Annotated in this window: 11 protein-coding genes; 8 read left to right on the forward strand and 3 right to left on the reverse strand. The window is 73.0% G+C overall.

What is annotated here, in order from left to right; genetic code table 11:
* The 7 genes from EYA84_RS15870 to nudC all read left to right on the forward strand — a co-directional run.
* On the forward strand, positions 1-910 hold a 910-nt coding region (locus tag EYA84_RS15870; protein ID WP_131053850.1), incomplete at its 5' end, for a PD-(D/E)XK nuclease family protein.
* A 25-nt stretch (positions 911-935) separates the two neighbouring features.
* Positions 936-4295, forward strand: a complete 3360-nt coding sequence (locus EYA84_RS15875) for an ATP-dependent DNA helicase (RefSeq protein WP_131053851.1) — start codon at positions 936-938, stop codon at positions 4293-4295.
* A gap of 221 nt (positions 4296-4516) precedes the next feature.
* Positions 4517-4720, forward strand: a complete 204-nt coding sequence (locus EYA84_RS15880; protein WP_013735772.1) for a cold-shock protein — start codon at positions 4517-4519, stop codon at positions 4718-4720.
* 216 nt (positions 4721-4936) lie between these two features.
* Positions 4937-5125, forward strand: coding sequence for a hypothetical protein (locus EYA84_RS15885; protein ID WP_131053852.1), 189 nt, complete (start codon positions 4937-4939; stop codon positions 5123-5125).
* A 109-nt stretch (positions 5126-5234) separates the two neighbouring features.
* Entirely contained in the window at positions 5235-6548 is a 1314-nt protein-coding gene (locus EYA84_RS15890) for a pitrilysin family protein (protein ID WP_131053853.1), read from the forward strand.
* Positions 6545-7882, forward strand: a complete 1338-nt coding sequence (locus tag EYA84_RS15895) for a pitrilysin family protein (RefSeq protein WP_131053854.1) — start codon at positions 6545-6547, stop codon at positions 7880-7882. The genes EYA84_RS15890 and EYA84_RS15895 overlap by 4 nt, the downstream gene beginning before the upstream one ends.
* A gap of 47 nt (positions 7883-7929) precedes the next feature.
* Positions 7930-8883, forward strand: a complete 954-nt coding sequence (gene nudC / locus EYA84_RS15900) for an NAD(+) diphosphatase (protein ID WP_131053859.1) — start codon at positions 7930-7932, stop codon at positions 8881-8883.
* 242 nt (positions 8884-9125) lie between these two features.
* Here the strand turns inward: nudC and EYA84_RS15905 are convergent, their stop codons facing one another.
* From EYA84_RS15905 to EYA84_RS15915, 3 genes are all read right to left on the reverse strand, one after another.
* Positions 9126-9398, reverse strand: a complete 273-nt coding sequence (locus EYA84_RS15905; RefSeq protein ID WP_131053855.1) for a hypothetical protein — start codon at positions 9396-9398, stop codon at positions 9126-9128.
* 211 nt (positions 9399-9609) lie between these two features.
* Entirely contained in the window at positions 9610-9846 is a 237-nt protein-coding gene (locus tag EYA84_RS15910) for a DUF397 domain-containing protein (RefSeq protein ID WP_131053856.1), read from the reverse strand.
* Positions 9847-9914: 68 nt separating this feature from the next.
* Positions 9915-10895, reverse strand: coding sequence for a helix-turn-helix transcriptional regulator (locus EYA84_RS15915; protein ID WP_131053857.1), 981 nt, complete (start codon positions 10893-10895; stop codon positions 9915-9917).
* A 223-nt stretch (positions 10896-11118) separates the two neighbouring features.
* Here EYA84_RS15915 and EYA84_RS15920 point away from each other — a divergent pair.
* On the forward strand, positions 11119-12348 hold a 1230-nt coding region (locus tag EYA84_RS15920), incomplete at its 3' end, for an MFS transporter (protein WP_131053858.1).

Consider the following 12348-nt stretch of genomic DNA (forward strand, 5'->3'; position numbering starts at 1 on the left):
GGCCGAGCTGGCCCGACTCGCCGCCGCCGGGGTCGCCGGCGCGCACCCGGACGACTGGTGGGGGCTGCGACCGCTCTCCGACGACCGGCCGCTGGTGGACGAGGGGGAGCCGGTCCGGGTGACGCCGTCGGCGATGGAGAGCGCGCTGCGGTGCAGCCTGCGCTGGCTGCTGGAACGGCACGGCGGGAGCCCACCGGCCAGCGCCGCCCAGGGGGTCGGCAACCTGGTGCACGCGGCGGCGATGCTCGCCGAGGACGCCAGCGCGGACCGGGGCGCGCTGCTGGACTACGTGGCTGCCCGGTTCGACGCGATCGAGCTGGCCGCGCGGTGGATGGTCGGGCCGGAGCGGACCCGCGCCGAGGCGATGGTGGACAAGCTGCTGCGCTGGCTGGCCGCCAATCCGCGCCGGCTGCTCGCCATCGAGCACGAGTTCGCGGTACGCCTGGACGATCCGCACCGGCCGATCGAGCTGGTCGGGCGGGTGGACCGGCTGGAGGTCGACGCGGACGGCCGGCTGGTGGTGGTGGACCTCAAGACCGGCAAGTCCACCGCCGTGACCGAGCGGGACCTGGCCGAGCACCCGCAGCTCGGCGCATACCAGGCGGCGGTGGAGGCGGGGGCGTTCGCCGAGTACGGCGACGAGCCCGGCGGGGCGACGCTGGTGCAGCTCGGCACCGGCGCGCGGGACGCCCGGGAGCAGGCGCAGGCCGCGTCGACCGACGGACCCGAGGCCGGCTGGGCGACCGCGCTGGTCCGGCGGACCGCCGATACGATGGCCGCCGCCACCTTCGCCGCGGTCGCCAACTCGAAGTGCCGGGTCTGCCCGGTGCGGACCAGCTGCCCGGTCTCCGGGCAGGGACGGCAGGTGGTCGAGCCACCGACCGTCCGGCGACCGGAGCACCAGGAGTGAGCGTGCCAGCTCCGAAGAAGGCAGCATGACCCAGCCCGCCCTGTTCAATCCCACGGCACCGGCGCCCCGGGCGGCCGCCGTCGGTCCCCGGTACACGCCGGTGGAGCTGGCCAAGCTGCTGAGGTTGCCGGCGCCGACCCGGGAGCAGGCGGCGATCATCGCCGCGCCGGTGGAGCCGCTGCTGGTGGTCGCGGGAGCCGGTTCGGGTAAGACCGAGACGATGGCCGCCCGGGTGGTCTGGCTGGTGGCCAACTCGTACGTCCGGCCCGAGCAGGTGCTCGGTCTCACCTTCACCCGTAAGGCCGCCGGTGAGCTGGCACACCGGGTGCGTACCCGGCTCGACCAGTTGGTGCGCCGGCTGGGGCGGCGCGGACGGGACCCGCTCGACGACCCGTTCGCGGGCGAACCGACGGTGGCCACCTACCACTCGTACGCGGGACGGATCGTCACCGAGCACGGCCTGCGGGCCGGCTACGAGCCCTCCACCCGGCTGCTCACCGAGGCGTCCCGCTGGCAGCTCGTGGACCTGATCGTGCGCAACTACGACGGGGACATGTCGGAGGTGGACCGGATGCCCAGCACGGTCACCGACGCGGTGCTGGCGCTCTCCGGTGAACTGGACGAACACCTGATCGACCCGGACTCCCTGGCCGCGTGGACCGGCCGGTTCTTCGCCGACGTGCAGTCCCGTCCCGGGCGGGTCTACGCCGACGTGCGCAAGGCCCTCGCGCTCCAGCAGACCCGGTTGAAGCTGCTGCCGCTGGTGCGCGCGTACGCCCGGCGCAAGGACGACTTCGAGGCGATGGACTTCGCCGACCAGCTCGCCCGGGCCGCCCGGGTGGCCCGGGACCATCCGGGCGTCGGCGAGATCGAGCGCGGGCGCTACCGGGTGGTGCTGCTCGACGAGTACCAGGACACCAGCCACGCCCAGGTGGTGCTGCTCGGCGCGTTGTTCGGCGGCGGTCACCCGGTGACCGCCGTCGGTGACCCCTGCCAGTCCATCTACGGCTGGCGGGGGGCCAGCGCCGGCACCCTGGACCGCTTCCCGACGGAGTTCGCCCGCACCGACGGGGAACCCGCCCAGGTGCTCGGACTGACCACCAGTTGGCGGAACCGGCCGGAGATCCTCGCCGTGGCGAACGCGCTCTCCACCCCGTTGCGGGCGGCCGGCGCCCAGGTGCCGGAGCTGCACGCCGCGCTCAGTGTCCGCGATCCGATCCCGCACCGCAGCGCGCGTGGCGCCGCCGCCGGGACCGTGCACTGCGCACTGCTGACGACGTACGCCGACGAGGCCGACTGGATCGCCGACAGCGTGCTGGCCGCCTGGCGTGGTGCGGCGCGGATGCCGGGTGTGCTGCCCGAGCAGATCCCGGTGACCCTGCGCCCGACCACGGCGGTGCTGGTCCGGCTGCGCAGCCAGATTCCGGCGATCGCGGGGGCGCTGCGGGAACGTGGCCTGCCGGTCGAGGTGGTGGGGCTGGGCGGGCTGTTGGACACCCCGGAGATCCGCGACGTGGTGTGCACGCTGCGGGTGCTCGCCGACCCGACCGACGGTGCCGCGCTGTTGCGCCTGCTGACCGGTGCCCGGTGGCGGATCGGGCCACGGGACCTGGTCGCGCTGCACCGTCGGGCCAAGGCCATCGCGGCGGCCCGTCGCCAGCTCGCCGACGACGGTACGGCCGAGATCACGCCGGACCGGCTGGACGAGGCGACGCTGGTCGAGGCACTGGCCGACCTCGGCCCCGCGCAGGCGTACTCGGCCGAGGGCTACCTGCGGCTGCGCGCGTACGCCCGGGAACTGGGTCTGCTGCGGTACCGGCTGGACCAGTCGCTGCCGGAGCTGATCGCGGACGTGGAGCGGACCACCGGCCTGGACGTGGAGGTGGCGGTACGCGCCGGCGGCGAGGGCGCCGGCGACGCCGGTCTGGCCCGCAGTCACCTGGACGCGTTGGGCGACGTGGCCGCGCGGTTCAGCGGGGAGACGCCGGGGGCCACGCTCGCCGGTTTCCTGGCCTACCTGGCCGCCGCCGAGGACGAGGAGCGCGGTCTGTCGCCGGGCGAGGTGGAGGTGGTCGAGGGGGCGGTGCAGATCCTGACCGCGCACGCCGCCAAGGGGCTGGAGTGGGACGTCGTCTCGGTGGCCGGGCTGAGCCGGGGGGTGTGGCCGGGACCGGTCCGCAACTCCGACCACTGGCTGGGCGGGCTGGGGGTGCTGCCGTTCCCGTTGCGCGGTGACGCCGACGGGCTGCCCGAGCTGGCCCTGGTGGACGTGGACGACCAGCGTGGCGTGGCCCGGGCGGTGGAGGACTTCACCGACGCCTGGCGGGCCCACGACGAGCGGGAGGAGCGCCGGCTGGCGTACGTTGCGGTGACCCGTCCGCGTCGCCTGCTGCTCTGTTCCGGCCACTGGTGGGGTGAGGGCACCAAGCGCCCGCGCGGCCCGTCCGGGTTGTTGCGCGAGGTGCACGACGCCTGCCTGGACGCCGGAGCCGGTCACCTGGTCGACGAGTGGGCGCCCGAACCGTCGCCGGACGCGGTGAACCCGACGACCGAGGTGGTGATCCGGGCCGAGTGGCCGGCCGACCCACTGGGCGTACGCCGACCGACGTTGACCGAGGCGGCGGCGCTGGTGCGGCGTCACCTGACCGACGACGTGCCGGACACCCCGGACGACGAGGCGCGGGATCCGGAGGTGGACCGGTGGCGGCGGGAGACCGATCTGCTGCTCGCCGAGCGGGCGGAGTTGAGCCGGCTCTCCGGTCCGGTCGAGGTGACGCTGCCCGGGCACCTGTCGGTCACCCAACTGGTCGCGTTGCGCCGGGACCCGGCGGCGCTGGCCCGGTCGCTGCGTCGGCCGCTGCCGTCCGCACCGAACCCGTACGCCCGCCGGGGCACCGCCTTCCACGCCTGGCTGGAGCAGCGTTTCGGCGCGGACCGGCTGCTCGACACCGACGAGTTGCCCGGTGCGGCGGACGCCGACGCGGCCCCGGACGAGGTGCTGGCGGAGCTGCAACGGCGGTTCCTGAGCAGCGAGTGGGCGGACCGTACGCCGATCGAGGTCGAGGTGCCGTTCGCGACGGTGCTCGGCGGTGTGGTGGTACGCGGCCGGATGGACGCCGTGTTCCGCCGGCCCGGCGACCGCTTCGACGTGGTCGACTGGAAGACCGGTGCCCAGCCCTCGGGACCGGCGGCCGAGGTGGCCTCGGTGCAGTTGGCGGTCTACCGGCTGGCCTGGGCCGAGCTGGCCGGGATCCCGGTCGACCGGGTCGGCGCGGCGTTCCACTACGTGCGGGACGGGGCGACCGTCCGTCCGGCGGACCTGCTGGACGTCGACGGACTCTCCGCCCTGATCATGTCGTTGCCGGAATGTGGGCTGGACAGGTAGCGCGGGCCCGAATCCGTGGTACTGTGCCCGCGTTGCAGTTTTGGTTACCAGCTCTGTTTGCGCCTGGCGGATTGTGGCCCCAGGCGCTCTTTGTTATGTCCGGACCTCTCCGGGCGGGGCGACCAGCAGCGACAGAAGTTCCGGGAACCGCCCGGAGCTCTCACTCTTTCGGCCCCGCAACAGGTGCGGGTCCGACGTTCCGTCAAGGAGACGAAACAAGCATGGCTATTGGCACCGTCAAGTGGTTCAACGCTGACAAGGGCTTCGGCTTCATCACCCCGGACGGCGGCGGCGCCGACGTCTTCGCTCACTTCTCGGCCATCCAGAGCTCCGGCTACCGCAGCCTGGACGAGAACCAGCGGGTCGAGTTCGAGGTCGTCCAGGGCCAGAAGGGCCCGCAGGCGGAGAACATCCGTCCGCTCTGATCGCCGGGTTCACCCGCGCCGGCCGGGCCGCCTCCGTCACCCACTGGGATCGGAGGCGGCCCGGCCGTCCGCATGTCGGGCGCCGTTCGGCGGAACCTGAGTCGGTAATCAGCCGTCCAATCGTCGGGTGGACGACTGTCACCACCTCCCGGCCAGGGAACGCTGGGTGCCGGGGGATGAGCCGGGGGGATCGGCTCAGCTCGGGGAGGAACGACCATGGTGGGTTCGGCGGCGGTGCGGGAACTACTCCTGGTGGTCGCGGTGGCGGCCGTCGGACTGCTGCTGGCCACGGCCGTGGCGTTCGCTCCCTGGCCCGTCACGCCGGGCGGGGCGGCGCCGTCCGGCCTGGTGGACCTGCACGGCCCTGCCCCCGCGACCGCGCGGCCGGGCAGCACCGCCGGATGAAAGGAAGGGCCCCTTCCTAACGCCTCGGGTATAGCAGGGGTCCCCGGCTAACACCCGCCGCCGCCCTTACCCGCCTCCCCGGCTCGGCGGAGGCGTTAGGGTCGGAGCCGTGCCGACGCGCAGAGCGAGAATCCCAGCCGCGAAGTACCCCGTCGAGCGGTTCACCCTCGACAACGGCCTGCGGGTGGTCCTGACCCCCGACCGCAGTGCTCCGGTGATCGGCGTGGCGGTGGTCTACGACGTGGGCATACGGTCCGAGCCCGAGGGACGGACCGGCTTCGCGCACCTCTTCGAGCACCTGATGTTCCAGGGTTCGGAGAACCTGGAGAAGCTCGCCCACTTCCGGCACGTCCAGGGTGCCGGCGGCACCTTCAACGGCTCCACCCACCTGGACTACACCGACTACTACGAGACCCTGCCGAGCAACGCCCTGGAACGGGCGCTGTTCCTGGAGGCCGACCGGATGCGCGGCCCTCGGCTGACCGAGGAGAACCTGCGCAACCAGGTGGACGTGGTCAAGGAGGAGATCCGGGTCAACGTGCTCAACCGGCCGTACGGCGGGTTCCCCTGGTTGACCCTGCCGCCGGTCATGTTCGACACCTTCCCGAACGCGCACGACGGGTACGGCTCCTTCGACGACCTGGAGTCCGCCACCGTCGCCGACGCGGCCGACTTCTTCCGGCGCTACTACGCCAGCGGCAACGCCGTGCTCGCGGTCAGCGGCGACATCGACACCGCCGAGGCCGTCGAGCTGATCGAACGACACTTCGGCGACGTGCCGGCCCGTCCGGCGCCGGCCCGCCCGGACTTCGCCGAGCCGGCGCCGACCGTCGAGCGGCGCACCGCGTACGACGACAGGCTGGCCCCGCTGCCGGCGGTGGCCTCCGGCTGGCGGGTGCCCGACCCGATCGGGAACTTCGCCGACTACCTGCCCTTCGTGGTGTTGGCCGAGGTGCTCACCGACGGCGACGCCTCCCGGCTGGTCGAACGGCTGGTGCACCGGGACCGCACGGTCACCAGCATCGGCGGCTACCTGGGCTTCATGGGCGACCCCTTCGACGTGCGCGACCCGACCGCCCTGCTGATCCAGTCGCACCTGCCGCCCGGCGGCGACGTCGACAAGGTGCTGCGGACCGTCGACGAGGAACTGGACCGGGTCGCCACCGACGGACTCACCGAGGGTGAGCTGGCCCGTACCCAGGCCCGGATGGCCACCCACCTGCTGCGCGACACCGACGCGGTGCTGGCCCGCGCGCTGCGGATGGCGGTGCTGGAACAGCAGCGCGGTGAGCCCGGTCTGCTCGGCGAGCTGCCCCGGCTGGTCGGTGAGGTCACCGACGAGCAGGTCCGCGCCGCCGCGGCCACCCTGCGGCCGGAGCGCCGCGCGTCCGTCGAGGTGATCCCCGGAGGTGGCCGCTCATGAGCACGAGTACGCCCACACGAACGCTGCCGCCGCTCGGCCCGACCCGTCGGCTCAAGCTGCCCCGGCAGGCCGAACGCACGCTCGCCAACGGGCTCACCGTGATCGTGGTACGCCGCCCGGCGGTGCCGCTTGTGGAACTGCGTCTCTGGATGCCGTTCGTCCGCGCCCACCTGGCCCGGGGGCACCTGCTGGCGCAGACCCTGCTCTCCGGCACCGAGACGATGAGCAGCGTGCAGATCGCCGCCGAACTCCAGCGGATCGGCGGCGGGCTCTCCGCCGGGCTCGACCCGGACCGGCTGATGCTCTCCGGCACCGCCCTGGCCACCGGGCTGGACCGGATGCTGGAGATCCTCGCCGACGTGGTGACCGGTGCCAACTACCCGGCCGAGTGGGTCGGCGTCGAGCGGGACCGGCTGGTCGACGGGATTCGGGTGGCCCGCAGCCAGCCCGCCCATCTGGCCCGTACCGCGCTGCTGCGGCGGATCTTCGGCCGGCACCCGTACGCGGTCCAGACCCCGGAGCCCGAGCAGGTCCGGGCGGTCCGTCCGGCCGCCCTGCGGACGCTGCACGCCCAGCGGGTCCGACCCGCCGGCGCGGTGCTGGTGCTGGTCGGCGACGTACGCCCGGAGCGGGCGCTGGACGCCGCCGAGAAGGCGCTCGCCGGTTGGCAGGGCGGCGAGCACGTGGCCGAGGTGCCGCCGGTCCCGCCGCTGGAACCGGGCCCGCTGCTGCTGGTCGACCGGCCCGGTTCGGTGCAGTCGTCGATGCGGATGGCGTTGCCGGCGGTGCCGCGTACCCATCCGGACCACGCCGCGCTGCAACTGGCCAACCTGATCTTCGGCGGCTACTTCTCCTCGCGCTGGGTGGAGAACATCCGCGAGGACAAGGGCTACACGTACGGCCCGCACTCGATGGTCGAGCACTCGGTCGGTGGTTCGGTGCTGCTGGCCGCCGCCGAGGTGGCCACCGAGGTGACGGCACCGGCGCTGCTGGAGACCACGTACGAGCTGGGTCGACTGGCCACGGTGCCGCCCAGTCAGGAGGAGTTGGACCAGGCCCGCCAGTACGCCCTCGGCACGCTCCAGCTCGGCATCGCCACCCAGGCGGGACTGGCGTCGTTCGTCAGCGCGTACGCCGGCAGTGGGCTGCGACTGGACTTCCTCTCCGAGCACGCGGCCCGGCTGGCGAAGGCGACCGTCGACGACGTCACCGAGGCGGCGGCCCGCTACCTCGCCCCGTCCCGCGCGGTCACCGTCGTGCTCGGGGACGCCGCACGGATCGAGCCCTCGCTGTCCACGCTGACCCCGGTCCAGACCACACCGGCCACACCGTGAGCGGGCCCACCGGCACGGCGCTGCCGTCGGACGGCTGGGGACAGCCGATCGACTGGGTACGCGGGGAGGCGGCCCCGCCGCTGGCCCGCTCCACGCTGGACCGGGCGGCGCATCGGCGTACCGACCCGCAGTGGTTGGCGGGAGCCTGGTCCGGCGCGCGGGTGCTGGTGCTCGACGTGGAGGCCGGCGGCCGGGCGCTGGTGCGGACCGACACCCCGGTGCCGGAGCTGGTCCTGGTGGCGGCGGACGACCTGCCGTCGACTCTGGCCGCCGACGCGGTGTTCCTCGGGGTGGAACCGGACGGGGTGCCGATCTTCTGCGTGCACACCGCGTTGACGGTGCTGCCGGACACCCGGTCTGCTCACCTGCGGGGCGTCGGGCACCTGCTCGGTGACCGGGACGCCGGGCTGTTCACCACGGCGTTGGCGCTGACCAACTGGCATCTGCGGCACCTCTATCACCCGGTCACCGGCGCACCGACCCGCACCGACGAGGCGGGCTGGTCCCGGGTGGACGGCTCCGGTGAGCGGGTGTGGCCGCGTACCGACCCGGCCATGATCGTGCTGGTGCACGACGGTGTCGACGGCGTCGACGGGCGCTGCCTGCTGGGCAACAACGCGGCCTGGCCCAGCCCGAAGGGGCAGCGCCGGTTCTCCTGTCTGGCCGGGTACGTCGAGCCGGGCGAGTCGGCCGAGGCGACCGTGCTGCGGGAGGTACGCGAGGAGGTCGGCGTACCGGTCCGTGAGATCACGTACGCGGGCAGCCAGGCGTGGCCGTTCCCGGGCTCGCTGATGCTCGGCTTCCTGGCCACCGCCGACCCGGAGCACCCGGTCCGGCCCGATCCGGCCGAGATCGCGCAGGCCCGCTGGTTCACCCGGCACGAGATCGGTGCCGCGCTCGCCGGCCGGGACGTGGACGCCGGAGGCGACCGCCTGCTGTTGCCCCCGCCGTCGTCGATCGCGCTGTTCCTGATCCACCGCTGGTTCGACGGGCACTGCTGAGGTTGTAAGGAGGGGTCCCCTGCTAACGCCTGGTGCATAGCAGGGGACCCCTCCTTACACCCACGCCGAGCACGGCGGCGGGTGCGGCGCGGGTGTGCGTGCCGGTGCAGGTGCGGGAGGTGCGGCCCCGACCCGTGGCCGTCGTTGCCGCGGCGGCCACGGGCCGGGGACACGGGCCGTCGTGGTCGGCTGGGTGAGGAACACGGCGGGGGAGCCGGCCGACCACGACGGACGTGGGGAGGTCAGGTGTCGGGCGGACCCGGGTGGGCCCGCCAGCGCTTCGGGTCGTCGAGCGGCAGCACCTTGACCCGCTGCTTACCGCAGCGCACAGCGCCGACGGTGGCGATGGCGCGGGCGAGGTGCAGGGCGGCGTCACGGTCCTCGGCGTGCACGACCTGGCGACGCGGCTCGGGCCGGGTGGTCTCGTCCCGCAGCCGGTGACCGCCGGCCCAGGCGGCCGTGATGTCGGTGTCGACGACGGCGCGGATGTCGGTGCGAACGATCAGGAACCGCATGTGGGTCTCCGATGTGCCGCGACGGGTGGAACCGTGGAAGTTCCACGTCAATACTCGGCCATCGTACGCCCGGCCCGCATCTCAGCAAGTGAAACACGGCGATTGATTTCAGCCCCGTCCGATCATCCGATGCCTGCTCACCGGGGTGGTCGGTGTGGACGACGACGGGGCCGCCGGTGGTGTGCCGACGGCCCCGCGAGACGTACCCGAGCTAGTTCAGGTCGAACTGCCCGTTCTTGGCGCCGGAGATGAAGCCCAGCCATCCGGCCCGGTTGAACAGCAGGACCGGGCCACCCTGGTCCTTGCTGTCGCGCAGCGCCACCGCGGCGGGACCGGTGCCCAGCGGTGCGACCTCCACGCAGTTGGAGGTCTGGCTGCGCGTGCTGGTACGCCAGGGGGCGTGCGCGAGCTGCGCGAGGACGGACGGCGTGGTGCGAATGTCGTTCATGGTTGAGCTCCTGACGTGGACCGATGGATCGAGCAGGGCCGCACGTGTCGGGCGCGGTCCCTTCTCGGTCACCGCTCCGTCAGGCTCCCGGAGGAACCACGGCGCTGGGCCGGCGCCGTTGCCGATCCATTGGCCACAATGGACGATGCTCCCGGACTGGTCAGCCGTTCCGACGACTTGACCAGCCAGGAGTGGGTATCCGTTGCGGAAAGTGCCGCCGTACGTAGCCACTCGAACACCACTTTATAGTGATTTAGGGCGATTACGTCGGTCGACATGACGTCGGTGAAGCCACCTTCGATGGCGAGCGTCTCCGGATCGAGTGGGTCGGCGAACCGATAGACCGAGAACGCGGTCGGTGGGAGGTACCACTGCCCGATCGGCGTGTCCCTGGGCAGGACGTGCAGCGTGACGTTGGGCAGCATGGCCAGCTCGCACAGCTGCGCCAACTGCTCCCGGAGCACCTCGGGCGGCCCGGCACGGTGCCCGAGCGCCGCCTCCTCCAGCACCGCCGTGTACCGGGGCGCGTCGTGCTCCCGGGTGAGCAGCAGTTGCCGGGCCTGCCGGGCCTTGACCTGGGTCTCGGTCTCCTCCTCGGTCTCCGGATCGCCGGCCTCCCGACCGACCTGGTACGCCGAGGAGAGTCGGACGCGGGCGTACCCGGGGGTCTGCAACAACCCCGGCACCAGCACCGGGTTGTACTCGGAGATCTCGACGCAACCGGCCTCCAGCTCGGCGAAGCCGCGTTGCTGCTGCGTCATCGCCGGGTAGTTCTTGAGCCAGCCGCGCATGTCACCGGCCTCGTCGGTGATGCCGAGCAGTTCCGCCCGCCGTGCCGTGTCGGCGTCGTAGAGGTCGAGCAGGTCCCGGACGTCCTGCGGGTCGGGTCGACTGCGGCCGTTCTCCAGCCGGGACAGCTTCGACGCGGAGGCCCAACCGACACGCTCGATGACCTGGTCACCGGTGAGTCCGGCGGCCTCGCGTAGCTGGCGCAGTTCGCGGCCGAGCCGCTGCCGACGCAGGATCGGACTGGGTGCGGCAGGAGGCACGGTGTCCTCTTTTCCGTCGACCGCCGCAGACGCGACGGTAACTGTATGAAATTCGCCCCCCACGGCCAGTATGGACGTCGCGACCGGCGCCGGAGGTACCGGCGGGGGCGTGTCATGAGAAATACGGACACCCGACACACCGGAACGAGACCGCCTTCACCTGCGTCCCCGCCCCGGACGGGTTCCCGACCGCGCCCGAGTCGCGCCACCCCCGGAGGGATCAATGCGAACCGTCCTGAGTCGCCCGGACTTCCGCCTGCTGTTCGGCGGACTGTTGGCCAGCATGACCGCGGAGTCGATCCTGCTGCTGGCACTCGCCATCTGGGTGAAGGACCTCACCGGATCGGACGGCCTCGCCGGTGCCACCATCTTCGTCATCCTCGCGCCGAGGACCCTCGCGCCGCTGGTCGGCTGGTTCGTCGACCGGTACCCCCGGCAGCCCTTCTTCGTGGTCACCCACCTCGCCATGGCGGTGCTTCTGACCCCGCTGTTCGCGGTCCGGGACGCGGGCGACATGTGGATCATCTACGCGGTGGCCGCGCTCTACGGCCTGTCGAACCTCACGGTCGGTGCGGTGCTCAGCCGGCTGATCCAGGAACTGGTCCCGTCCGACCTGCTCGGAGAGGCCAACGGCGCGTTGCAGACCGCACGGCAGGGCCTGCGGCTGGTCGGTCCGCTGGCCGGTGCGGGCCTGTACGCGGTGCTCGGCGGCTGGGTGCTGGCCGCGGTCGGGATGGTCGGCTTCCTGGCCGCCGCCGCCGTGGTCGGCACGCTCCGGATGGCCGAGTCGCCCGCGCGAGCGGCCGATCCGGAGGACTGCCCGACCGTCGCCGTCACCCGGGTACGACGCCTCTCCTCCGAGCTGGTCGCCGGGCTGCGGCACCTCGCCGGTGAGCCGGCGTTGCGGCGGGCGTTGGTCGGCTACGGCCTCGGCTCGCTGGTGATGGGCTTCACCGAGTCGCTGATCTTCGCGTACGTGGACTCGGGGCTCAGGCGGGACGCCACGTTCGTCGGCGTACTGGTCACCGTGCAGGGCATCGGGGGACTGGTCGGCGGACTGTGCTCCCCAGCCGTCCTGCGTCGGCTCGGTGAGCTGGGCACGCTCGCCGCCGGAGTGGCGTTCTTCGGCCCGGCGGCACTGGCGCTGGCGTACCCGAACCTGTGGCTCGGCTTCACTGCGGTGCTGCTGGCCGGTCTCTCCCTGCCGCTGACCCTGGTCGGCCTGCACACGCTGATTCAGCGGCGGACCCCGCCCGAGCTGATCGGCCGGGTCGCGGCGGCGTCGGAGGCGGTGATCCGGGGCCCGCAGGCGATCTCGGTCGGCGTGGGCGCGCTGATCGTGGGAGTGCTCGACTACCGGCTGGTCTTCGTGTCGATCGGCCTGGCCACCCTGCTCGCGGGCGGCTACCTCTGGGGCGGGCGCCGGCTGAGCCCGCCGGCCGGACCGGCGGCG

Source organism: Verrucosispora sp. SN26_14.1 (assembly GCF_004307965.1).
GTDB lineage: Bacteria > Actinomycetota > Actinomycetes > Mycobacteriales > Micromonosporaceae > Micromonospora.